Origin of the sequence: Streptomyces sp. NBC_00631, assembly GCF_045206895.1 — a bacterium.
Taxonomy (GTDB): Bacteria; Actinomycetota; Actinomycetes; order Streptomycetales; family Streptomycetaceae; genus Streptomyces.
Map to the genome: position 1 here is coordinate 5,633,649 of NZ_CP107734.1, position 22,118 is coordinate 5,655,766.

Sequence of the window (22,118 nt, forward strand, 5' to 3'; positions counted from 1 at the left end):
TACGGAGAGTGGTCATCTGCGGGGACCCCCAATCTTTTTGCGAGGTACGGGGGGTGACCCGGTACTCTGGTCTGCGGCACCGACCCTGCGGACCTTTCGCTTGGCCGGTCGCTTCCCGTACGGGGCCTTAGCTCAGTTGGTAGAGCGCCGTCTTTGCATGGCGGATGTCAGGGGTTCGACTCCCCTAGGCTCCACAACAAACCCCTCTGACCTGCGTAAACGCGGGTCAGAGGGGTTTTTGTTCGCTCTCGCGGTCACGCCTTCGGTTTCACGTGAAACGGCCGAGAGGGGCGAGGGACCGCGGCCGTGGGGCGCGCCGGGCTCAGCCGTTCTTGTCATCCCGGGACCGGGATCCCTGCTCTTCCGCCTCCTTGGCCTGCACCTCCGGGTCAAGGGGGGAGCTGCCGTCCACCGAGTTCAGACGGCCCGGATCCGGGACCTCCGTGGCAGCCGGCGGCTCCACCAGCCAGTCGGGGTTGGCCTGCTTGTCCCACCACTTCCAGGCGGCGAAGGCCGCGCCGGCCACCGCACCGACCACGGCGAACGCCTTGAACGCGCGGCCGCACGCCGAGCGCCGCCGATTCCGGCGCGCCAGCCTCTCGATGTCCTCGGCCGAGACATTGCCGCGCAGCGCCGCCAGCGCGGCAGCACCCCGGGCGGTGGCCTCCTCGCGGACCGGACCGGCCGCCGCCACCGCCTGCTCGATCCTCGGACGCGAGTAGTCGGCGGCCTGCCGGGCCGCCTTACGGGTCAGATCGGCGGTGTCGTGCGCGGCCTGTTCCACCATCGGCGGCACATGGGTACGGGCCTGCTCCAAGCGCGGCACGAGACGGGCGTCGTACTGGACGCGGGCCTGCTCGGCGGCCTGCGACACCACGGGCGCGAGCCGTACGCGTGCCTCCTGTGCGTAGTACGCGGCACGCTCCTTGGCCGTGTCGGCGTAGGGCGCCACCGCTTCCGCGGCGTGCCGCACGCTGTCCTTCGCCGAACTGGTCGCGGCGCGCACGCTCTCTTTGCGGGTCACGGGTTTCCTCCTCCTCGGTGGCGTACGGTATTTCGACTTTCCACCCTTTTACGGATCATGCCTGCCAGCGGGCCGAGCGGCGCGCGAGGACGGGCATACGGGTGCAACCAGAGCTAAGAGGGGCTTGTCGACGACAATGCCACGGATCGGCGCCCGGCGCCCCCGCATGACAGATAGGGGTTCCGCAAGTGATTCGTGAGGATCCGGGCCCGGAGCCACCGGACGGGCGTCGGACCTGCCGTACCGTGCAAGGATCGGGGCACTGAAATACCAGCACAACGGAAGGCGGACCGTGGCCGAGCAGCTCTACGCCACTCTGAAGACCAGCCTCGGCGACATCGAGGTCCGGCTCTTCCCGAACCACGCTCCCAAGACGGTCAGGAACTTCGTCGAACTGGCACAGGGTGAGCGTGAGTGGACCCACCCCGCCACCGGCACCGTCTCCACCGACCCGCTGTACGACGGCACGGTCTTCCACCGCGTGATCAGCGGCTTCATGATCCAGGGCGGTGACCCGCTCGGCACCGGCATCGGCGGCCCCGGCTACAAGTTCGAGGACGAGTTCCACCCCGACCTGCGCTTCGACCGCCCCTACCTGCTCGCCATGGCCAACGCGGGCCCTCGCACCAACGGCTCCCAGTTCTTCATCACGGTCAACCCCGCTCCCCACCTCAACCGCAAGCACACCATCTTCGGTGAGGTCGTCGACCCGGCCGGCCAGAAGGTCGTGGACAGCATCGCCGCCGTCTCCGTCAGCGGCCCCAACAAGCGACCCGTGACCGACGTCGTCATCCAGACGATCGTCGTCGAAAAGCGCGCCGGCTGACCGGTCCGAAAGGGCAGCGCCCGAAGGGAACCAAACGCCCCGCTCGTCCGTAAGGATGAGCGGGGCCGAACACTGCCCACAACAAGCGAGGGGACCCCATGGAGGACCAGGCGACAGGCAGCGCGCGCGACGCCCACAGCCTGCCCAAGTGCTACCGGCACCCGGACCGGGAGACCGGCGTCCGCTGCACCCGCTGCGAGCGCCCCATCTGCCCCGAGTGCATGGTCAGCGCCTCCGTGGGCTTCCAGTGCCCCGAATGCGTCCGCGGCGCCACCGAGGGCCACAGCGGTCCGCCCCCGGCCGCCTCCCGGCCCCGCACCCTCGCCGGCGGCACCATGACCGCCGACCCACGACTGCTCACCAAGATCCTGATCGGCATCAACATCGCCGTCTTCCTGGTCGAGCTCTCCGTCGGGGACAGCTTCATCAACCGCTTCGACCTGATCGGCCAGGCCTGGTTCCCGCAGTACGGCGATGTCGAAGGCATCGCCCAGGGCCAGTACTACCGCATGCTGACCGCGATGTTCCTGCATGACAGCTCCAGCCCCATGCACATCGTGTTCAACATGCTCAGCCTGTGGTGGATCGGCGGCCCCCTGGAAACCGCCCTCGGCCGCGCCCGCTACATCACGCTCTACATGGTCTCCGGCCTTGCCGGCAGCGCCCTCACCTACCTGCTCGCCGCCCAGAACCAGCCCTCGCTCGGCGCGTCCGGCGCGATCTTCGGCCTCTTCGGCGCGACCGCGGTACTCATCCGCCGCCTCAACTACGACATGCGGCCGATCATCGCCCTGCTGGTGATCAACCTCATCTTCACCTTCAGCGGCGGTATCGCCTGGCAGGCCCACATCGGCGGCCTGGTCGCCGGTGTCGTCACCGGCTATGCGATGGTGCACGCCCCACGCGAGCGGCGGAACCTGATCCAGTACGGCACATGCGCGCTGGTGCTGGTCGTGGCCGTGGCGATCACGGTCATCCGGACCGCTCAGCTCACCTGAGCCCGATCACGGCGGCGCACCGCACCGATACCGAACCGTTGTCCACAGTCGGTGGCCGATCTTGTGCACAACGTGCGCGCACAACTGCGCCCCCTCTTACTCACCTGCGTTGTCGCAGGTCAGGGAGGGGGCGAGCGTTTTACGGCGGGTGTTGTGGTAGTCGTACCGGCGTCAACACTCGACGGGTTATCCACAGATCGTCGTCTTTTCCCCAGGAGGGTGTGGACAGCAGATCAGGCCTGTGGATAACTCAGCGAACAGCCCTGGGCAGAGCTGTCGGCCGGGTTACTTCCACTGCGTGGAGACGCCGAAGCCGGCCGCGATGAAGCCGAAGCCGACGACGATGTTCCAGTTGTCGAGGCTGTCGATCGGCAGCGAACCGTCGGTCACATAGAAGACGACGATCCAGGCCAGCCCGATGAGGAACATCGCCAGCATCACCGGCGCGACCCAGGCACGACTGTTGAGCTTGATGGCGGTCGCCTGCTTCGCCGGGGGCGGCGTGTAGTCGGCCTTCTTGCGGATACGTGACTTCGGCACGAGGGTCTCTCCTGTCGATGCGCTGCGTGGCCGCGCAGGTAACTGGGTCGGGCTCGGGGCAGCGTACAAGGGGACAGATAAGGGCACGCTGAGCGCTCCCCCGGGCGTCCGTTAGCGTAGTGCTTCCGCGGCGCCGAAGGAGATAAGGGTACGTTGAGCAATTCTGCCGACTCCCAGGGGACCGGATCAACGGGTGCCGGACCAGGCCGCAGGAACGGCTTCCGGCCGGTCCGGATTCTCACCGTGGCCGTCTTCGCCCTCGCCGGTCTCCTCTTCTTCACCAGCTTCAACACGGCCAAGGGCACCGACATCCGCTCGGACGACAACCTGCTGAAGCTCTCCGACCTGATCCAGGAGCGCAGCCGCAAGAACAAGGACCTCGACGAGTCCAACGCGAGCACGCGCGACCAGAACGAGAAGCTCGCCGAGCGCGACGACGGCTCCAGCAAGGCCCAGGACGACAAGCTCACCGGCCTGGAGAAGGACGCGGGCACCCAGAAGCTCACCGGCAAGGCGATCACCGTCACGCTCAACGACGCTCCGCCGAACGCCACCGCCAAGCTCCCCGGCTACCCCGAGCCGCAGCCGGACTACCTGGTCATCCACCAGCAGGACCTGCAGGCCGTGGTGAACGCCCTGTGGCAGGGCGGCGCCCAGGGCATCAAGGTCATGGACCAGCGGCTGATCTCCACCAGCGCCGTGCGCTGCGTCGGCAACACGCTGATCCTCCAGGGCCGGGTCTACTCACCGCCGTACAAGATCCAGGCGATCGGTGACCCCGCGAAGATGCAGAAGTCGCTCGCGGACTCCGAGGCCATCCAGAACTACATGGTGTACGTGAACGTGTACGGCCTCGGCTGGAAAGTGACCGAGGACGGGACGGTGACTCTGCCGGGCTACTCGGGCACAGTGGATCTGCACTACGCGAAGCCCGTGGGGTAAGCAGCTCGTCACTTTCTGGAGCCGCCGGTGCGCGTGATCGTCAGGACCGTCAGCGAGCTCTGCATCACGGTCGGCACGCTCATCGTGCTCTTCGTCGCGTACGTGCTGTTCTGGACCGGTGTGAAGGCCGACAGCGTGATGCACGACCAGATCGACCAGTTGCAGCGGCAGTGGTCGGCGAAGGCCACGGTGCACCCCTCCGCGCAGGCGACCGCTGCGGTCCCGGCCGAACCCGCCGCGTACCACTACGGCAGGGCCTTCGCGATCATGTACATCCCCCGGTTCGGTTTCACGTGGAACAAGCCGGTCCTGGAGGGCACCGGCACCGATGTGCTGCAGAAGGGCCTCGCCCACTACGCCCGGACCGCCCGGCTCGGGCAGGTGGGCAACTTCGCGGTCGCCGGGCACCGGCGTACCTACGGTGATCCGTTCCTCGACTTCCCGGAGCTGCGCAAGGGCGATGCGATCGTGCTGACGGACGGGACGACCTGGTTCACGTATCGGATCGACAAAGGCCCTTACAAAACAGTTCCGACGGACGTTGAAGTGATCGACCCTGTGCCACGTAAGTCGGGGTACACGCGTCCGGGGCGCTATCTCACGCTGACCACGTGCGATCCGGAGTGGGGGCACAGCCATCGGCTGATCGTCTGGGCGCACTTGGACTCCACACAGCCTGTGGAGTCAGGCAGACCTAAGGCGCTGCGCCGTTAGTCTGGTGCAGTACGGCGGGATTCTGGTGCCGTAGTGGAACGGAAGGGACGGCATGTACGGCTGGATCTGGCGGCATCTGCCGGGGAACGCGTGGGTGAAGGCGCTGGTCTCACTCCTGCTGGTCCTGGCCGTGGTCTACGTCCTCTTCCAGTACGTCTTCCCCTGGGCCGAACCGCTGCTGCCCTTCAACGATGTGACGGTGGACAACCAGTGAGCTCGCGGATTCTCGTCGTCGACAACTACGACAGCTTCGTCTTCAACCTGGTCCAGTACCTCTACCAGCTGGGCGCCGAGTGCGAGGTGCTGCGCAACGACGAGGTGTCGACGGCGCATGCCCAGGACGGTTTCGACGGCGTGCTGCTGTCGCCGGGCCCTGGCACGCCGGAGGAGGCCGGGGTCTGCGTGGACATGGTCCGGCACTGCGCCGCGACCGGTGTCCCGGTCTTCGGCGTCTGTCTCGGCATGCAGTCGATGCAGGTGGCGTACGGCGGTGTGGTGAACCGGGCGCCGGAGCTGCTGCACGGCAAGACCTCGCTGGTCGAGCACGGCGGCAGGGGTGTCTTCGCGGGACTGCCCTCGCCCTTCACGGCAACCCGGTACCACTCGCTCGCGGCCGAGCCGGCGACGGTCCCGGCCGAGCTGGAGGTGACCGCCCGTACCCACGACGGGATCATCATGGGGCTCAGGCACCGCGAACTCGCGGTGGAGGGCGTGCAGTTCCACCCCGAGTCGGTGCTGACCGAGCACGGGCACCGGATGCTGGCCAACTGGCTGGTGGAGTGCGGTGACCAGGGAGCCGTGGCGCGGTCGGCGGGGCTCGCCCCGGTGGTGGGCAGGGCCTCGGCGTGACCGCGCTGCGCCCCGAGCGCGAGACCGGTGCCTCGTACGGGGATCAGCCGTACGGGGGGTCGAGCGCGCTCGGGGAGACGGCGTTTCTCCCGCCGGTCGACGACCGGACGGCATATGTGCCGCCGATCGACGAGGAGACCGTGGCGTTGCGGATCCCGGATCCGCCGCCTGTATCGGCCTCTGCGGGCACAGCAGCCCCTTACGGCACCGGAACCCCGGGGGGTGGCCGCGCGGCCCGCAGAAAGGCTGCCAGGCGGCGTGGCGGGCGGCACGGCGGCGCAGCGGAGGCGGTGCCGCAGGAGGCGGTGTCGCAGGAGGCGGTGTCGCAGGAGCGCGCCGCTCCGGGCCGTTCGCTCTCCCGGGTCGAGGCTCGGCGGCAGGCGCGGTTGCGCAAGCCGAGCCCGGCGGTCGTGGCGAGCCGGGCGATCGGCGAGGTGTTCATCACCACCGGTGTGCTGATGCTGCTGTTCGTCACCTACCAGCTGTGGTGGACGAACGTCCGCGCCCACGCGCAGGCCGGCAAGGAGGCCAGCAGCCTCCAGCAGGACTGGGCGAGCGGCAAGCGTGCGCCGGGCGTCTTCGCGCCGGGGCAGGGCTTCGCGATCCTGCACATCCCGAAGCTGGACGTGGTGGCGCCGATCGCCGAGGGCGTCAGCAACAAGAAGGTCCTCGACAAGGGCATGGTCGGGCACTACGGCGAGGGTGCGCTGAAGACCGCGATGCCGCAGGACAAGGCGGGTAACTTCGGTCTGGCCGCGCACCGCAACACGCACGGCGAGCCGTTCCGGTACATCAACAAGCTGGTGCCCGGTGACGCGGTGGTCGTCGAGACGCAGGACGAGTACTTCGTGTACAAGGTGACGTCGATGCTGCCGGTGACGTCGCCCAGCAACGTGAGCGTGCTGGACCCGGTCCCGAAGGGTTCCGGCTTCACCAAGCCGGGCCGCTACATCACTCTGACCACCTGCACGCCGGAGTTCACCAGCAAGTACCGGTTGATCGTGTGGGGCAAGATGGTCGAGGAACGCCCGCGCAGCAAGGGCAAGCCGGACGCGCTCGTCGAGTAGGGGCAGAAGAACAGTGGCAGCGACCGCCGACGACACCGAAGAGCAGACCGACGCGCCTGACACGGCGCCCGTGCCGGGGCGGCGGCCGATCGGCCGGATCGCGACGGCGGTCAGCGTCTTCGGTGAACTCCTCATCACCGCGGGCCTGGTGCTGGGCCTGTTCGTCGTCTACTCGCTGTGGTGGACGAACGTCGTCGCGGACCGCAAGGCCGACCGGGAGGGCGACAAGGTCCGGGACACCTGGGCTCAGCAGGACACCGGCCCGGGCGCGCTGAACACGAAGAACGGCATCGGCTTCCTGCATGTGCCGTCGATGAAGAACGGCGAGGTCCTGGTCGAGAAGGGCACGTCGACGGATGTCCTGAACAACGGTGTGGCCGGCTACTACACGGACCCGGTCAAGGCCATGCTCCCCACCACCGGCAAGACCGGCAACTTCGCCGTCGCCGCCCACCGCGACGGCCACGGCGCGAAGTTCCACAACATCGACAAGGTGAAGGTCGGCGACCCGGTCGTCTTCGAGACCCGCGACGACTGGTACGTCTACAAGGTCTACGACATCCTCCCCGAGACCTCCAAGTACAACGTCAAGGTCCTCTCCCAGGTCCCCAAGGAGTCCGGCAAGACCAAGCCGGGCCACTACATCACCCTGACGACGTGCACGCCGGTGTACACGAGCCGCTACCGGTATGTGGTGTGGGGCGAGCTGGTGCGGGTGCAGAAGGTGGACAGCAAGCGGACGTTGCCGAAGGAACTGCGCTGACTGAGCTCCTTGCGGGAGCTCAGTCACCTAGCATGGCGAAGGCCCGAAGCCGCAACCAACCTTTGCGACTTCGGGCCCTTTCACGTCACGCCGTACTTACTCCAGAATCCTGAGGGGTTCCCCGGCGCTCCACTCCTCCAGCACTCCGCGGTGTACGGCGGTGATACCGGCCTCGGCGGCGATGCTCAGAGCCTCAGGGGTAAACGGGCAGGTCGCGACGTAGAGTGCCACGTCCGCGCTGTACAGAACCTTGGCCGACCCGACGAACTTCTGGATGTCCGGGCTGGTGATGTTGAGGTAAGGCGCGAACCTCTTGCACTGCACGACGAGGCGTCGTCCGTCGGCCGTCAGCCCGATGATGTCGACGCCCCGGTCGCCATGACCGCCCTGGACGACGACGTTGGTGCATCCGTCTCGGATCAGCAGTTTGGCGATATGGCGCTCGAAGGTGCGGCCGTTCATGGCGTCCATGGCGGCCATGACTCCGACGGCGGGCCGGTCGTCTCGTACCCCTTCGAGCCTCTGCAGGCGAGCGTGGTGCTGGTGGAGTCGTCGCTCGATGCGCTGCACTCCCGCCCGCAGCGCGATCAGTTCCTTACGGTGCTCGCCCGAGGTTTCGATCAGGGCGTTGAACATCGGCACGACGGTCTTGCCGAGGATGTGGGTGATGCGCTGGTCGATGCGGTCGTCCAGGCATTCGGACTCCTTGTGGACGGGGTTATCCACAGGCTGTGTCCGGGCCAGGTACTCCATGTCGAGGAGGTAGACACGTACTTGACGTGCGACTTCGCTGTCGCGGAGCAGCATGGCGACGTTGAGGACGGCTCGGCGTGGGTACAGTGCAAGGGATCGGGACCGTGACTGAAACCCACTGACCTCCTTGAAGGAGGTCAGTTCTGTACCTGCCAAAACGCGGTAGCCGTTGGTCACCAGTTCTTCGCGGTGATCGAGTACCAGTGACTCGATGGCTTTGCGGCTCACTTCGAAGTACGCCGCCACCATCGCCGTGGTCACGTGCATCCCGTCCGGCAGCAGCGACAGGGCCTTCACCCTGTCGAGGACGTCGGTGCGGTCCAGCACGCTGCTGCGCAGGGTCTGGGACTCCAGCAAGGCCGTTTGGTCGATCATGTTCTGCCCCTCATTCGTCTCGTGGCCACATGGCCCGGGGCAGCGAACAGAGTCCCCACCCCATCCGGTCAACGAGGGTTGGCATACGAGGACACGAGCGATGAGGGAACTCACGTACGGGATGGCGTGAGTGCCGACGACGGCGGAGCCCCGGCGCCCTTCCGTGGGAAGGGGGCCGGGGCTCCGCCGTGGTGACCGGGGTGTCAGCCGAAGGTACCGCCGAAGAAGTTGGTACCGCCGTTGTTGCCGCCGTTGTTTCCGTTGCCGGTGCTCACCGTGGTGAGGGTGATCGTCGTGTTGCCGGGATCGTCCTCGCCGGTGTTGGCCTGCGGGTCCTGGTTGGTGACGAGCGCGTTGTCGCTGGAGTCGCCGTTGAACTGGATGTTGGTGAAGCCGGCCGCCTGCAGGGTCTGCTTGGCCTGCTTGACGGTCTGGCCCAGGACGCTGGGCACGGGCGTCTGCTGCTGGGCCTTGCCGATCTGGATGTTCACCGTGGTGTTCTTGTCGACCTGACTGCCGGCCTGCGGGTCGGTCGAGACGACCTTGCCGACCAGGTTGGAGTCCGAGGTGTCGACCTCGGTGCAGTTGCCGGTCAGGTTGTTGGCCGTCATCTGGACCTTGGCCTCGTCACAGGTCTTGCCGCTGACGTCGGGGACCGTGGACTTCTCCTGGGCCTTGGCGACCGTGAGGGTGATCGTGGAGCCCTTCTGGACTTCCGCGCCGAGGGCCGGATCCTGGTCCAGGACGGTGCCCGGGTCCTCACCGGAGACCTGCTGCTTCGTCTTGACGACAAAGTTGTACTTGTCACCCTGAAGCGTGGTCTTGGCGTCGTCGATGTTCTGGCCGACGACGCTCGGCACGACCACCTTCGGGGCACCCGTGGACACCACCAGGTTGACCGTGGAGTCCTTCTTGACCTCGGTCTTGTAGGTCGGGTCCTGGTCGCAGATGCTGCCCTTGGGCTGGTTGGCACAGGTCTTCTGGGTGAAGGCCAGCTTCAGGCCGATGTTGTCGGCCATCTGTGTGGCCGTCGCCTTGGTCTGCCCGATGAAGTTCGGCGTGCTGACCGTGTCGTTCCCGGCCCCGCCCCCGCTGACCACCCATTTCCCGATCAGGACCGAGCCCACCAGCACCAGGATGCCCGCGACCACCAGCAGGATCGTGGAGGTGTTGCTCTTCTTCTGCTGGCGGCGGCGGTCGGGGCGTTCGTCGTAGCCGTAGCCGCCGTCGTCCGGGTTCATCGGGGGGAGCATGGTGGTGGCGCCGGCGTCGGAGCGCAGGGCCGTGGTCGGCATGTCGTCCGGGTAGCCGCCGTAGCCGACGGAGCCCATCGCCGCGGTGGCCGCGACCGGCTGGCCGTCCAGGCATGCCTCGATGTCGGCGCGCATCTCGTCGGCCGACTGGTAGCGGTAGTTCGGGTCCTTGACCAGGGCGCGCAGGACGATGGCGTCCATCTCGGGCGTGATCTCGGGGTCGAAGACCGAGGGAGGCTGGGGTTCCTCGCGGACGTGCTGGTAGGCGACGGCGACGGGCGAGTCGCCGACGAAGGGCGGCCGCACTGTCAGCAGCTCGTAGAGGAGGCAGCCCGTCGAGTAGAGGTCCGAGCGGGCGTCGACCTGCTCGCCCTTCGCCTGCTCCGGGGAGAGGTACTGGGCGGTGCCGATGACGGCCGCCGTCTGGGTCATGGTCATGCCGGCGTCGCCCATGGCACGGGCGATGCCGAAGTCCATGACCTTGACCTGGCCGTTGCGCGTGAGCATGACGTTCGCCGGCTTGATGTCCCGGTGGACGATGCCGCTGCGGTGGGCGTACTCCAGGCCCTGGAGGATGCCGATGGTCATCTCCATGGCGCGCTCGGGCAGGAGCTTGCGGCCGGAGTGGAGGAGTTCGCGCAGCGTCGAGCCGTCCACGTACTCCATGACGATGTACGGGATCGAGACCCCGTCGATGTAGTCCTCGCCCGTGTCGTAGACCGCGACGATCGCGGGATGGTTGAGCGAGGCGGCCGACTGGGCCTCCCGGCGGAACCGGGCCTGGAAGGACGGGTCGCGCGCGAGGTCCGCGCGCAGCGTCTTCACCGCCACCGTGCGGCCGAGCCGCGTGTCATGGGCGAGGTAGACCTCCGCCATGCCACCACGGCCGAGCACGTGGCCCAGCTCGTACCGGCCGCCGAGGCGACGCGGCTCTTCCATAGTTCCCTACCAGCCCTCTCCGTCGGTCCCGACCGGCACGGGTGTGCGGTCGGAGGCTGCCGTCCGGGCCTACCGTACCCGGCTGTGTTTGTGTGACCTGGCCAAGCCCGTAACCCGATACAGGACCGGTATCGCAACGTGCACCGATGTGAGGGGAACGTGAGCGGGGTCACTTCTTGGAGTTGATGACTGCCTCCATCACGCTCTTCGCGATCGGGGCCGCGAGGCCGCCGCCGGAGATGTCGTCGCGGTTGGCCTGGTCGTCCTCGATCACGACGGCGACCGCGACCGGCTTGCTGCCGTCGGGGAGCTTGGCGTACGAGATGAACCAGGCGTAGGGGTTCTCGCTGTTCTCCACGCCGTGCTGGGCGGTGCCGGTCTTGCCACCGACGGTGACGCCGCTGATCCGTGCGTTCTTGCCGGTGCCGCCGTCCTCGTTGACGACCGTCTCCATCATCGACTGGAGGACCTGGGCGTTGGAGGAGGAGAGCGGCTGGCTCATCTCCTCGGGGTCGGTCTGCGAGATCGTGTCGAGGTTCGACGACTGCAGCTTGTCGATCATGTACGGCTTCATCAGCTTGCCGTCGTTGGCGACCGCGGAGGCGACCATGGCCATCTGGAGCGGGGTCGCGGCGGTGTTGTACTGGCCGATCGAGGACAGCGCGGTCTGCGACTGGTTCATGTTGTCGGAGAAGACCGAGGCGCTGGAGCGGACCGGGGTGAACTGTTCGGAGTCGAAGCCGAACTTCTTCGCCTCGGCGAGCATCTTGTCGTTGCCGAGGTCGGCGCCGATCTTGCCGAAGACGGTGTTGCAGGAGTACTTGAGCGCGTTCCGCATGGTCGCGTTCTTGCAGGGGATGCTGCCCTCGTTCTTCAGCTCGGTGGTGGTGCCGGGCATGACGTAGGGCAGCGGCGACTTCGTGGCCTGGTCCGCGGAGGTGTACAGCCCGTTCTGGAGGGCGGCCGCGGCGGTGACCACCTTGAAGGTGGAGCCCGGGGGGTAGGTCTCGCGCAGCGCCCGGTTCAGCATCGGGTCGTTCGGGTTGTACTTCTTCTGCAGCTTCTTCCAGGCCTCGGCGTCGGTGTCCGAGGTGCCGGCGAAGGCGGAGGGGTCGTACGACGGGTAGGAGGCGAGGGCCAGGATCTTGCCCGTGGAGGGCTCCAGGGCGACGACCGCGCCCTTGCCGCCCTGTGCCTTCAGGCCGTTGTACGCGGCCTTCTGCGCGGCCGCGCTGAGGGTGGTGACGACGTTGCCGCCCTGCTTCTGCTTGCCCGTGATCATGTCGAGGGTGTTGCGGAAGAAGAGCCGGTCGTCGTTGCCGGTGAGGATGCCGTCCTCAAGGCTCTCCAGCTGGTTGGCGCCGAAGGCCTGGGAGGCGTAGCCGGTGACCGGCGACCACATGGGGCCGTTCTTGTAGGTGCGCTTGTACTTCAGGTCGTTGAGACCGGAGGAGCCGGACGCCGTGGAGCCGGTGATCGGGTTGCCGTCGACGATGATGTCGCCGCGCGGGGTGGAGTAGCGGGCGATCGTGACGCGGCGGTTGGCGGGGTCCTCGCGGAGGGTGTCGGCCTTGACGTACTGGAGCCAGTTGTCGCGCAGCAGCAGGGTGAGGACCAGGAGGCCGCAGAAGATCGCGATCCGGCGCAGGGGCTTGTTCATGAGGGGCGGACCACCTGGGTCATCTCGGCGTCGGGGTTGCTGGCGGGGGCCGGGGCCGGGCGGCGGGCGGTGTCGCTGATGCGGATCAGCACACCGATGAGCGCCCAGTTGGCGATCACGGAGGAGCCGCCGTACGCGAGGAACGGCATCGTCATGCCGGTCAGCGGGATGAGGCCCATCACACCGCCGGCGACGACGAACACCTGGAGTGCGAAGGCGCCGGAGAGGCCGACGGCGAGCAGCTTGCCGAACGGGTCGCGGGCGGCGAGCGAGGTGCGGACACCGCGCTCCACGATCAGGCCGTAGATGAGCAGGATCGCCATGATGCCGGCCAGGCCGAGCTCCTCGCCGAAGGTGGCGAGGATGAAGTCGGAGTTGGCGGCGAACCGGATCAGGTCGGAGTGGCCCTGGCCGAGGCCGGTGCCGAGGGTGCCGCCGGAGCCGAACGCCCACAGGGCCTGCATCGCCTGCTCGGAGTGGCCGGCGACGCCCTGCCGGGAGAGGGTGTACTCCTTCATCGGGTCGAGCCAGGCCTGGACACGCTGCTGGACGTGCGGTTCGAAGCTGGCCACGCCGACCGCGCCGGCCGCGGACATCAGCAGACCGAAGACGATCCAGCTGGTCCGCTCGGTGGCGACGTACAGCATGATGATGAACATTCCGAAGAACAGCAGCGAGGTACCGAGGTCCGTCTCGAACACCAGGATGAGGATCGAGATGAACCAGACGACCAGGATCGGGCCCAGGTCGCGGCCGCGCGGCAGGTACAGGCCCATGAAGCGGCGGCTGGCGAGCGCGAGGGCGTCCCGCTTGACCATCAGGTAGCCGGCGAAGAACACCGCGAGGACGATCTTCGCGAACTCACCGGGCTGGATGGTGAAGCCGCCGATGGAGATCCAGATCTTGGCGCCGTAGACGTTCAGGCCGAGGCCCGGGACCAGCGGGAGCAGCAGCAGGAAGAGCGCGGCCACCATGGAGATGTAGGTGTAGCGCTGGAGCGCTCGGTGGTCCTTGAGGAAGATCAGGACGACGATGAACAGCGCGATGCCCATCGCGGTGTACAGCAGCTGGTTGGTGGCCTTGCCGCCCGAGACGTGGATCGACTGGAGCAGCTTGGACTGGTCGAGTCTCCAGATGACGACCAGGCCGAGGCCGTTGAGCAGGGTGGCCAGCGGCAGCAGCAGCGGGTCCGCGTACGGGGCGAACTTGCGGACGACGAGGTGGGCGACGCCGGCCAGGAGGCCGAGGCCCAGTCCGTAGCTCAGCAGGCCGGCGGGGACCTTGTCGTTGATGGCCAGGCCCACGTTGGCGTAGGCGAACACCGGGATGGCGACGGCGAACACCAGGAGCGCGAGCTCGGTGTTGCGCCGGCTCGGGGTGCCGATGGAGCCGATCGTGGACGTGTGGTTCGTCGACGTGTTGGTAGTACTGCTCATCGTGTGACGGGGCCTCTCACGGCTTGCCTATTGCTTACCGCACAGCGAGACGACCTTCTGCTCATCCTCCGAGAGGGTGGGGCCGGGGCTGGGGGTCGCTGAGGGGGACGGGGACGGTGACGCCGTGGCGGACGCCGACTTCGAAGGGCTTGGCGAGGCCTTGGACGTGAGAGAGGTCTTGGTGGTTCCCGTGGTGCCTCCGGCCTCGCCCTGGCCGGTCTTGGAGCTGGACTTGGACTCGGCGGCGGCGCGCTCCGACTCCTTCTTGCAGGCGGAGGCCTGCACGGCCAGCTCCTGGACCTTCGACCGGGCGTCCTTGAGACCGCCCTCGGCGATGGTGGCCTTGACCTGCTTCTGCTGGTACGGCGGCAGGTACTTGAGTTCGATCTCGGGGTGGTCGGTCTCCACCTTCGACAGCGACACCCAGGCCAGGTCCTGGCTGATGCCCTGGTACAGCGCGACGTGCTCGCCGTTGGCGCCGACGTAGTACTGGGTCTGCGTCCAGCGGTAGCCGCCGTACAGGCCCCCGCCGATGACGGCGAGGGCGAGCACGCCGTAGAAGGATCTCTTCAGCCACCTGCGCCCCCTGCGGGGCTTGACGAAGTCGTCGTCGGTGTAGTCGCCGAAGCTGCCGGCCGGGACGTAGCCGGTGGTGTCGCCGGAGCCGGGCGGGCCGAACTCGCCGCCGCCACCGTGCCGGGGGCCCTGGCGGCCGAGGTTGGCGGCGCGGCCCGCCGGGGTCTGCATGAAGCCGTTGTCGTGCAGGTGCTGCTGGTTCTCGGCGACGGCGCCGACCACGACCGGGGTGTCGGAGAGCTGGCCCGCGAGGGTGTCGCCGGTGTCCAGGTCGAGGACGTCCGCGATGATGACGGTGATGTTGTCGGGGCCGCCGCCGCGCAGCGCGAGCTGGATCAGCTCCTGCACGGTCTCCTGCGGCCCCTGGTAGCTGGCGAGGGTCTCTTCCAGGGTCTGGTGGGAGACGACCCCGGAGAGCCCGTCGGAGCAGATCAGATAGCGGTCGCCCGCACGCACCTCGCGGATCGACAGGTCCGGCTCGACGTGGTCGCCGCTGCCGAGGGCACGCATGAGCAGCGAGCGCTGCGGGTGGGTGGTGGCTTCCTCTTCGGTGATCCGGCCCTCGTCGACGAGCCGCTGCACCCAGGTGTGGTCCTGGGTGATCTGCGTGAGCACGCCGTCACGGAGCAGGTACGCGCGGGAGTCGCCGACATGTACGAGACCGAGCCGCTGCCCGGTCCACAGCAGGGCGGTGAGGGTGGTCCCCATGCCCTCCAGCTGCGGGTCCTCCTCCACCATGGCGCGCAGCTGGTCGTTGGCGCGCTGCACGGCGTGGCCGAGGGAGGTGAGGATGTCGGAGCCGGGCACGTCGTCGTCGAGCGTGACCAGGGTGGAGATCACCTCGGAGGAGGCGACCTCGCCGGCGGCCTGGCCGCCCATGCCGTCGGCGATGGCGAGCAGGCGGGGACCGGCGTAACCGGAGTCCTCGTTGCCCTCCCGGATCATGCCTTTGTGCGATCCGGCGGCGAAGCGCAGTGACAGACTCATGCGCACCTCGCCCGTCGGCTCCGGGTACATCCGCACGGTGCCCACCCTCCGGTCGGGAGCGCGCCGGGGACCGGCGTCCGGTCCGCCGCCGCGTGCTCGCTCCGCTCGCGCCTATCCATGATGTAGCACTACTTCCGCAGCTCGATGACGGTTTTGCCGATGCGGATCGGCGCGCCCAGCGGGATCGGCGTGGGGGTCGTCAGCCGGGACCGGTCCAGGTAGGTGCCGTTGGTCGAGCCGAGGTCCTCGACGATCCACTGGCCGTCGCGGTCCGGGTAGATCCTGGCATGACGGCTGGAGGCGTAGTCGTCGTCCAGCACGATCGTCGAGTCGTGGGCGCGGCCGAGGGTGATGGTCTGGCCCTGGAGGGCGACCGTCGTACCGGTGAGGGTGCCCTCGGAGACGACCAGCTTGGTGGGGGCGTTGCGGCGGCGGCCGCCGCCGGCGGCGGGCTGCTGGCCGCGCTGCTGCGGAGGCGCGGCCTGCTGCCGGGCGGCGGGCTGCTGCCGGCGCCCTTCTTCCCTACGCGATCCGCGCTGGGTGACGCGCGTACCGAACAGGTCGCTGCGGATGACCTGCACGGCCACGATCACGAACAGCCACAGTACGGCCAGGAAACCCAGCCGCATGACCGTGAGGGTCAGCTCTGACATTGCCCCCGCTTCACCCTTCGGCTTGCCGGTAAATGATGGTGGTGCTGCCCACGACGATCCGCGAGCCGTCGCGGAGCGTAGCGCGGGTGGTGTGCTGCCCGTCCACCACGATGCCGTTGGTGGACCCGAGATCCTGGATCGTCGAGGGCGTTCCGGTCCGGATCTCGCAGTGCCGGCGGGAGACGCCGGGGTCGTCGATCCGCACGTCGGCCTCGGTGCTGCGGCCCAGCACCAGCGTCGCGCGGGAGATCTGGTGGCGGGCGCCGTTGATCTCGATCCAGTAGCGGGTGCGGGAGCCGGGCGCGGAGGCGCCGACGGGACCCGAGGGCGGGCGCTGGGCGGCCGGCTGGGCCGGCTGCGGGTAGCCGTAGCCGCCGGGGCGGGCGCCGGGCGGCGGGGCGCTCGGCATCGGCGGGGCGGCCGCGCTCTGCTGCGGGTGGCCGTAGCCGCCCGGACGCTGCGGGGCACCGCCGGCGGGGGCGCGCTCGGGGGCCTGCTGGCTGCTGGAGGAGGCGAGCGTACGGCTGCGCACCCGGTACAGGCCGGTGTCGAGGTCCTCGGCCTTCTCCAGGTTGACCTTGATCGGCCCCATGAAGGTGTAGCGCTGCTGCTTGGCGTAGTCGCGGACCATCCCGGCGAGCTCGTCGCCGAGCTGTCCGGAGTAGGGGCTGAGCCGCTCGAAGTCGGGCGCGCTCAGCTCCACGATGAAGTCATTGGGTACGACGGTCCGGTCCCGGTTCCAGATGGTCGCGTTGTTGTCGCACTCGCGCTGCAGCGCGCCGGCGATCTCCACGGGCTGGACCTCGGACTTGAACACCTTGGCGAAGGTGCCGTTGACCAGACCTTCGAGACGCTGCTCGAACTTCTTCAGGACTCCCACAGGGCACCTCCTCTGTCGCCTTGCCCGTACTGCCTGCCGTTGCCGTTACCGCTCACTGATCGTATCTACGCGCCCGGCAATCAGCCGGTTCCCCCAGCGGCCCCCCTTCGAACTCCTCGGGGTGCTTCTCCCGTCCGGGATCGTCCGGGATCGGCGCTCCTTCTGCCATGGATCGTAGAGGTGGGCCACGACCAGTGTCCCGCACCTGACTGTGGACCCGATCCGTCTCCTGGACAGATGGCCACGACCGGTACGAGGTTGATACGTGATGGCCGACTGCTCGGTACGTGGCCGTCAGGTGAGCGCTGCCCCCGGAGAAGGGATGTGAACCCACCCTGTCCCACGTGCTAATGTTCTCGATGTCGGAAGGGGCCGTCCCAAGGAAAACAAGGGGCTGAAGCCGGAAGACACACCCAATGCGCGGGTGGCGGAATAGGCAGACGCGCTGGATTCAGGTTCCAGTGCCCGCAAGGGCGTGGGGGTTCAACTCCCCCCTCGCGCACAGAGAAGAACCGACGGAACGGGTCTTCACCAGTGACGAAAGTCACCGGTGGGGGCCCGTTCCTCGTTGTCGGGCCGGATCTGGCCCGGACAGGGACGTGGCAGGGCCCCGGCGGTGAGGTATCTCACGGTCGGGGCCCTGCTATTTGAGCTGCTGGTCGTTCTCCGGGTGGTGCTGTGGTGACCTCGGCCGGTTCATGCGGCCGACGACAGATGGCCGGTAGGTGTCCAGGTCCCGGGTTCCTTGGTCTTCCGCCTGTGGTGGGTGCGGCGCCGGGGGCGTTCGCCGCCGAGCGCGAGCGTCTCCAGCCATTTCTTGATCTTGCGGCGGTTGGCGTGGGCGAGTTGGAAGGCCAGGAGGATCGTCTGGGCTGCGATGCCGCGGATGCGTCGGGAGCCGGCGGCTTCGATGCCTTCGGCGAGTGGGTTCTTGGCGTAGCCGTTGTAGCCCTCGACGCTGTTGCGGAGCCGGAAGTAGATCTTCTGCCATTCCGGGCCGCCGTACTCCAGGGCTTGCCACTGCTTGGCGCCGGCTTCCGGGCTGACGGTGATGGTGTTCTGGCGGCAGATCTTGACCGGGCCCGCTGGGCTGGGTTCCGGGTCGATGAGGGGGAGGTGGATGCCGCGGCCCATGGTGTGGGGCTTGAGGGGGCACTGGGCTTTGCCCGCTTCGGCGGGGCACATCATCCGCTGGTAGCCGTCGGCGTCGGCATTCTGCTTCGGCATGAGGCGGTACCCGCGGCGGGCGGCGATAAGCCGGACCCACGTCTCCCGGTGGATGCGCTCGGCGTGCAGGTCTACGGTGGCGTTGACGAGGGGCTCCGGCATGGACGGGCAGTACCAGCGGCCCTCAACCAGGATCGCGCCCTGCGTTCCGTCCTGCTTGCCGAGCTGGTCCGCCCGGTAGTCGTAGACGGGCTTGTAGCCCATGGCTCGGACGGGGATCTGCCATTCCGCGGGCTCAGAGTTGTTGTAGGCGCGGTCACCGGCAAGGTAGCCGGGCTTGTATCCCCGTTTCTGGAGTCGGTTGAGGACCTTCATGCCGTTGTAGGCCGGGCGTTGCCCGGGCTTGTCGAGGGCGACACCGAGGACGAGGGCCGGGAGGACGTCGGGGTTCGGGGTGCCGTCGTCGAGGAGTACGGCGTCGTGCTCGGTGTCCCGGGCCACGACGAGGTGGGCGTCGTAGCCGTAGAGGTACTTCTTCTTGAGCGAGGTCTTCTTCCTGCGCTTGGAGGTCGGGTTTTTGCCTTTCCTGGCGGGCGGCGGAGGCGGGCGCATGGAGTCGGCGACCGCTGCGTCGGGGTCCCGGTGGTCGCCGTCGCGTACGTACCAGCCGGCGTCCGGGTCAGTGGCGAGCTCGGGTCCGTTCGTGCGGCGGCCTCGGGAGAACGTGCGGACAGGGGTGGCGTCGATGCCCAGGGAGACCTCTGCCAGTTCGGTCAGCAGGTCGTGGAGGGGGCGTACGGAGGCGTCCAGCACGAACTCGGTGAACAGCGCCAGCCGCCGTTCCCGCTCCGCCAGTTCGTCCACGTCGGCTGCCGCCGTCAGCGTGCTCGCCTCCGTGCGTGAGAGGTGCCCGTTGGGCGGCAGCGGGGACGGGTTCATCGCGTCCTTCATGGCGTGGAAGATGCGCCGGACCACGGCGTAGGCCGCCTCGAATCCCTGGTCGTGGTCCTCGTACTCGGCTATGTCGAGACGGGCGCGCAGCTGCGGGTTGACGCGGAAGTACAGGATGTCCGTGACTCGTTCCAGGACAATCTTCCCGCCGGTGTCCTGGGTGCAGAGGTGGAGGCCGACCAGGAGGCTTCGGAGGTGCAGGGTGCGGTGTCGGCCGCGTGGGAGGTGGACGAACTCCTCCAGCAGAGGGACGAGTTGGCTGTTGTCGACTTCCTCGATCGCGGCCTCGGCGTCGGCGTCGTCGATGAATCTGCGCTTGGCGCGCATCGCCAGGAGGCGCTCGTGGCGATCACTGGACAGGCTGCGGGGCGTGGTCATTGGCTGCCCCGCAACAGGCGGGCGGCTTCTTCGGCTGGGACGGCGCTCAGAAACGGCAGGATGCGGGAGAGGCCGTGGAGGGTGTCGACGCCGGCCGCCGCGACGATGACGGTGATGGGAAGCCGCTCTTCGAAGAGCTCCACCAACCACGTGGATCTGAGGCGGCCCATGACCAGGCGCGGGACGTTCGGGCTCGGCTGGGCGCGGGCCAGGAAGTTCGTGACGGTGTTGGTGCCGCGGCTGTAGGAGTTGGGGCGGAACAGGTACTGCGCGGCGCCCGTGTTGTCGAGACGGTCAGCAGCGGCGGCCAGAACTCCTTCCCAGGGACGGTGGCACAGGATCTCCCGTTTCCGGGATCCGCGAGTGACCACAACGACCGGGCCGCCACCTCCTGATGACCGGTGGATGTCATGGGCGCGGACCCGGATGATCTCCGGTGAGTCGAGGCCGACACCGAGCCCGAGTGCCATGAGCGTCTTGCAGCCCCAGCGAAGCTCGTCGGTGGGCAGTCCACCTACCCAGCCCCACAGGTCCGCGAGCTCGGTTCGGGTGTAGGGGCTGTTGGGAACCGAGGCTGACAGCTTGGCGGGCTTCCCGGTCCGGCATTTGCCGCCCAGCACGATTTCGCTGAGCCGCAGGAGCCTGGTCCGGTAGTTGCCGCGGGTGCTGTCCTTCAGCGTGGGGCAGCCGACCGCGATGAACCGCTCGATCACCTCTCGGGAAAGCCACACCTCGGCTGTTCCGGGAAGTCCCTCGCCGTTGCAGAAGAGCGCCAACTGGGCCAGTGCAGAAAGCAGTTCACGTGCTTGGTAGGGCAGCAGGGGGTCGGCGAGGCGGACGACACGGCGCACTTCGTCGCCGACGCGGCTCCACCCCGCGGGGGAGCCGGACGGGCCGTAGGAATCAATCCGCTGACTCATCACATGTCGCCAAACCAACACCCCAGCCGGAGGGGTGTTATTCGAATAACATGTAGCTGTGGCAGCAGCCGCGCGCGACCGGGGAGGACCGGATGGGGCAGACTTCACCTCATGCCCCAAGGAGATGCCCGCCGACTGCCGCCGCGCGCGTACTGCGCCAGCGGCGCGTGGCCTGAGGCCGTCATGGAGGAGCACCACGGGGCGCGGGTCGCCCAGGCCATGGCTGTCCGGCTCAGGGCTGCGCTCGACGGGCGGGGCTGGTCCGTCGCTCAACTGTCGCGCGAGAGTGGCGTGGCCCGCTTCACGATCGCCAAGGCGCTCGCCGGTGAGGCGTGGCCCGACCTGCTGACCATTGCCAATCTCGAAAAGGCGCTGGACTGCGATCTCTGGCCCGGCCGGGAAGTGTGAAGCGGGCCGCTGCGGGGAGCCGCCGGTATACGGACATGGGGCACGGAATGGCTGTTCGAAACCGAACATGCGGGCGGTCATCCCTTCGGGCGAAGGGCGGGACCATATTTCGTCGTGCGCTACCGGCGGCCTTCGACCGCTCGTAAAATGCAACGTGACGAACTGATCCGGCACTGTGGAAGGTTCTAGGTGGGTTCGTCGCCGTTGGCCGTCACCTTGGACTGGACTCCTTGGTGGCGGCCTTCTTTTGTTTAAGGCTGCTGGGGTGGTGCGTACTGGTAGAAGGCATTCGGCAGCTTGATCAGAGATCCGGCTCTTGCCAGTTCATCGGCTGCCACGCGAACGCTCTTGATCTTGTCGGCTTCGTTGAGTGCGTTGGCTACTTCCAGTGCTTTCCACTGTCGCAGTGGGTCTTGGGCCATGAGTCGCAGGATCCGGGTCTTGCGGGGCGCTGTCTGAAGGCCGCCGGCTGCTGTCGTCGGCTCGGCGTCGTCGATGTCTGTGTCGGAGTGTCGCTGTTCAGGGATGCCCGATGTCCGCCACTCGTCTGCGATCTGCATCTGCTTCTTCACCTGACGCACGAGGCGAAGCTCCTGGCGGACCTTGAACGTATCGCGCTGCAGTTCGACCTCCTTCTCCTCCAAGAGTTGGATGTACTTATCGGGATTACCGGCTACTTCTTCTCATGGAAGGGTTTCGATCATTGCAGAACCCTACCTATGAGAGTGCACAAGTTACCCCTCTCGCAAGGGTTGCTTCACTCGAAGTGGCGACAAGGTCAATTACCTGTCGGGTTACCTGGCCGAACGGTATCGAAAATTCCCGTTTTGTTATCCAGGGCCTGTCTGGGGTGGAGGAACGTTTCGCTGTCTCGCTTGAAAGGAAGGGCTGTTCAATCGGGCTTGTATTCCCTGCCCTGTGGTGCGGAGGTAATTTCTGGAAGGGGGGGGTGATGTTTTGCTTCATGGTTCTCTCTTCCTTGAGCCGGTAACCCCTGTTCGTTCCGTTGAGCATGGAGAGGTAGCCCTGTCGTGGGGGCTTGTGCCTTGAGCGCCGCCC

The 22,118-nt window shown here is 67.6% G+C and carries 21 protein-coding genes and 2 tRNA genes; 11 read left to right on the forward strand and 12 right to left on the reverse strand.

What is annotated here, in order from left to right; genetic code table 11:
* The first annotated feature begins 121 nt into the window (after positions 1 to 121).
* Positions 122 to 194, forward strand: a tRNA-Ala gene (locus OHB00_RS25835).
* Between the two features lie 128 nt (positions 195 to 322).
* Here OHB00_RS25835 and OHB00_RS25840 read toward each other — a convergent pair.
* Positions 323 to 1,024: a DUF5324 family protein gene (locus OHB00_RS25840; RefSeq protein WP_406437962.1), complete on the reverse strand. Its 702-nt coding sequence runs from the start codon at positions 1,022 to 1,024 to the stop codon at positions 323 to 325.
* A 292-nt stretch (positions 1,025 to 1,316) separates the two neighbouring features.
* On the opposite strand from OHB00_RS25840, the gene OHB00_RS25845 reads away from it, so the two are divergent.
* Positions 1,317 to 1,850 carry a peptidylprolyl isomerase gene (locus OHB00_RS25845; protein WP_406437963.1) on the forward strand — a complete coding sequence of 178 codons (534 nt, stop codon included), beginning with the start codon at positions 1,317 to 1,319 and terminating at the stop codon, positions 1,848 to 1,850.
* Between the two features lie 98 nt (positions 1,851 to 1,948).
* Positions 1,949 to 2,848, forward strand: a complete 900-nt coding sequence (locus OHB00_RS25850; RefSeq protein WP_406437965.1) for a rhomboid family intramembrane serine protease — start codon at positions 1,949 to 1,951, stop codon at positions 2,846 to 2,848.
* 285 nt (positions 2,849 to 3,133) lie between these two features.
* Here OHB00_RS25850 and crgA read toward each other — a convergent pair whose 3' ends face one another.
* Positions 3,134 to 3,388 (reverse strand): cell division protein CrgA, encoded by a 255-nt coding sequence (gene crgA / locus OHB00_RS25855; protein ID WP_046727637.1) that lies wholly within the window; start codon positions 3,386 to 3,388, stop codon positions 3,134 to 3,136.
* A gap of 153 nt (positions 3,389 to 3,541) precedes the next feature.
* Between crgA and OHB00_RS25860 the strand changes: the two genes are divergently transcribed.
* The 6 genes from OHB00_RS25860 to OHB00_RS25885 are packed head-to-tail and all read left to right on the forward strand — an operon-like array spanning position 3,542 to position 7,723.
* Positions 3,542 to 4,330 (forward strand): DUF881 domain-containing protein, encoded by a 789-nt coding sequence (locus OHB00_RS25860; RefSeq protein WP_406437966.1) that lies wholly within the window; start codon positions 3,542 to 3,544, stop codon positions 4,328 to 4,330.
* Positions 4,331 to 4,357: 27 nt separating this feature from the next.
* The gene (locus tag OHB00_RS25865; protein WP_406437968.1) at positions 4,358 to 5,044 is read left to right on the forward strand and encodes a class E sortase; all 687 of its coding nucleotides are present in this window, start codon (positions 4,358 to 4,360) and stop codon (positions 5,042 to 5,044) included.
* A gap of 52 nt (positions 5,045 to 5,096) precedes the next feature.
* Positions 5,097 to 5,258 carry a hypothetical protein gene (locus OHB00_RS25870; protein WP_351956793.1) on the forward strand — a complete coding sequence of 54 codons (162 nt, stop codon included), beginning with the start codon at positions 5,097 to 5,099 and terminating at the stop codon, positions 5,256 to 5,258.
* Entirely contained in the window at positions 5,255 to 5,893 is a 639-nt protein-coding gene (locus OHB00_RS25875; protein WP_406437970.1) for an aminodeoxychorismate/anthranilate synthase component II, read from the forward strand. The genes OHB00_RS25870 and OHB00_RS25875 overlap by 4 nt, the downstream gene beginning before the upstream one ends.
* Positions 5,890 to 6,960 carry a class E sortase gene (locus tag OHB00_RS25880; protein WP_406437972.1) on the forward strand — a complete coding sequence of 357 codons (1,071 nt, stop codon included), beginning with the start codon at positions 5,890 to 5,892 and terminating at the stop codon, positions 6,958 to 6,960. The genes OHB00_RS25875 and OHB00_RS25880 overlap by 4 nt, the downstream gene beginning before the upstream one ends.
* A gap of 13 nt (positions 6,961 to 6,973) precedes the next feature.
* Entirely contained in the window at positions 6,974 to 7,723 is a 750-nt protein-coding gene (locus OHB00_RS25885) for a class E sortase (protein WP_406437973.1), read from the forward strand.
* Between the two features lie 96 nt (positions 7,724 to 7,819).
* On the opposite strand, the gene OHB00_RS25890 is transcribed toward OHB00_RS25885, so the two are convergent.
* From OHB00_RS25890 to OHB00_RS25920, 7 genes are all read right to left on the reverse strand, one after another.
* Positions 7,820 to 8,851 carry a restriction endonuclease gene (locus tag OHB00_RS25890; RefSeq protein WP_406437975.1) on the reverse strand — a complete coding sequence of 344 codons (1,032 nt, stop codon included), beginning with the start codon at positions 8,849 to 8,851 and terminating at the stop codon, positions 7,820 to 7,822.
* A 203-nt stretch (positions 8,852 to 9,054) separates the two neighbouring features.
* Positions 9,055 to 11,043 (reverse strand): Stk1 family PASTA domain-containing Ser/Thr kinase, encoded by a 1,989-nt coding sequence (gene pknB / locus OHB00_RS25895; RefSeq protein WP_406437977.1) that lies wholly within the window; start codon positions 11,041 to 11,043, stop codon positions 9,055 to 9,057.
* A 169-nt stretch (positions 11,044 to 11,212) separates the two neighbouring features.
* Complete coding sequence (locus OHB00_RS25900) at positions 11,213 to 12,703, reverse strand: peptidoglycan D,D-transpeptidase FtsI family protein (RefSeq protein WP_406437978.1); 1,491 nt, start codon at positions 12,701 to 12,703, stop codon at positions 11,213 to 11,215.
* On the reverse strand, positions 12,700 to 14,139 hold the full coding sequence (locus tag OHB00_RS25905; RefSeq protein ID WP_406437980.1) for an FtsW/RodA/SpoVE family cell cycle protein: 1,440 nt from the start codon (positions 14,137 to 14,139) through the stop codon (positions 12,700 to 12,702). The genes OHB00_RS25900 and OHB00_RS25905 overlap by 4 nt, the downstream gene beginning before the upstream one ends.
* 27 nt (positions 14,140 to 14,166) lie before the next feature.
* A complete protein-coding gene (locus tag OHB00_RS25910; RefSeq protein WP_406445983.1) occupies positions 14,167 to 15,732 on the reverse strand; it encodes a Stp1/IreP family PP2C-type Ser/Thr phosphatase in 1,566 nt (521 codons plus the stop codon).
* 98 nt (positions 15,733 to 15,830) lie between these two features.
* A complete protein-coding gene (locus OHB00_RS25915; protein WP_406437982.1) occupies positions 15,831 to 16,355 on the reverse strand; it encodes an FHA domain-containing protein in 525 nt (174 codons plus the stop codon).
* A gap of 10 nt (positions 16,356 to 16,365) precedes the next feature.
* Positions 16,366 to 17,235 carry an FhaA domain-containing protein gene (locus OHB00_RS25920; protein WP_406437983.1) on the reverse strand — a complete coding sequence of 290 codons (870 nt, stop codon included), beginning with the start codon at positions 17,233 to 17,235 and terminating at the stop codon, positions 16,366 to 16,368.
* A gap of 418 nt (positions 17,236 to 17,653) precedes the next feature.
* Between OHB00_RS25920 and OHB00_RS25925 the strand changes: the two genes are divergently transcribed.
* Positions 17,654 to 17,737, forward strand: a tRNA-Leu gene (locus OHB00_RS25925).
* A gap of 194 nt (positions 17,738 to 17,931) precedes the next feature.
* Here OHB00_RS25925 and OHB00_RS25930 read toward each other — a convergent pair.
* Together OHB00_RS25930 and OHB00_RS25935 are read right to left on the reverse strand one after the other, a co-directional pair.
* Complete coding sequence (locus OHB00_RS25930) at positions 17,932 to 19,731, reverse strand: hypothetical protein (RefSeq protein WP_406437985.1); 1,800 nt, start codon at positions 19,729 to 19,731, stop codon at positions 17,932 to 17,934.
* Complete coding sequence (locus tag OHB00_RS25935; RefSeq protein ID WP_406437986.1) at positions 19,728 to 20,651, reverse strand: hypothetical protein; 924 nt, start codon at positions 20,649 to 20,651, stop codon at positions 19,728 to 19,730. The genes OHB00_RS25930 and OHB00_RS25935 overlap by 4 nt, the downstream gene beginning before the upstream one ends.
* A gap of 183 nt (positions 20,652 to 20,834) precedes the next feature.
* Here OHB00_RS25935 and OHB00_RS25940 point away from each other — a divergent pair, with 183 nt between their 5' ends.
* A complete protein-coding gene (locus OHB00_RS25940; protein WP_406437987.1) occupies positions 20,835 to 21,059 on the forward strand; it encodes a multiprotein-bridging factor 1 family protein in 225 nt (74 codons plus the stop codon).
* Positions 21,060 to 21,310: 251 nt separating this feature from the next.
* Here OHB00_RS25940 and OHB00_RS25945 read toward each other — a convergent pair whose 3' ends face one another.
* Positions 21,311 to 21,703, reverse strand: a complete 393-nt coding sequence (locus tag OHB00_RS25945) for a hypothetical protein (protein ID WP_406437989.1) — start codon at positions 21,701 to 21,703, stop codon at positions 21,311 to 21,313.
* Positions 21,704 to 22,118: the final 415 nt, after the last annotated feature.

Bases quoted from the DNA above. Each gene is read 5' to 3' on its own strand.
- OHB00_RS25915 (WP_406437982.1), bottom strand. From the start codon at position 16,355: ATGTCAGAGCTGACCCTCACGGTCATGCGGCTGGGTTTCCTGGCCGTA.
- pknB (WP_406437977.1), bottom strand. From the start codon at position 11,043: ATGGAAGAGCCGCGTCGCCTCGGCGGCCGGTACGAGCTGGGCCACGTG.
- OHB00_RS25870 (WP_351956793.1), top strand. From the start codon at position 5,097: ATGTACGGCTGGATCTGGCGGCATCTGCCGGGGAACGCGTGGGTGAAG.
- OHB00_RS25890 (WP_406437975.1), bottom strand. From the start codon at position 8,851: ATGATCGACCAAACGGCCTTGCTGGAGTCCCAGACCCTGCGCAGCAGC.
- OHB00_RS25935 (WP_406437986.1), bottom strand. From the start codon at position 20,651: ATGAGTCAGCGGATTGATTCCTACGGCCCGTCCGGCTCCCCCGCGGGG.
- OHB00_RS25910 (WP_406445983.1), bottom strand. From the start codon at position 15,732: ATGTACCCGGAGCCGACGGGCGAGGTGCGCATGAGTCTGTCACTGCGC.
- OHB00_RS25905 (WP_406437980.1), bottom strand. From the start codon at position 14,139: ATGAGCAGTACTACCAACACGTCGACGAACCACACGTCCACGATCGGC.
- OHB00_RS25850 (WP_406437965.1), top strand. From the start codon at position 1,949: ATGGAGGACCAGGCGACAGGCAGCGCGCGCGACGCCCACAGCCTGCCC.
- OHB00_RS25930 (WP_406437985.1), bottom strand. From the start codon at position 19,731: ATGACCACGCCCCGCAGCCTGTCCAGTGATCGCCACGAGCGCCTCCTG.
- OHB00_RS25940 (WP_406437987.1), top strand. From the start codon at position 20,835: ATGGAGGAGCACCACGGGGCGCGGGTCGCCCAGGCCATGGCTGTCCGG.
- OHB00_RS25900 (WP_406437978.1), bottom strand. From the start codon at position 12,703: ATGAACAAGCCCCTGCGCCGGATCGCGATCTTCTGCGGCCTCCTGGTC.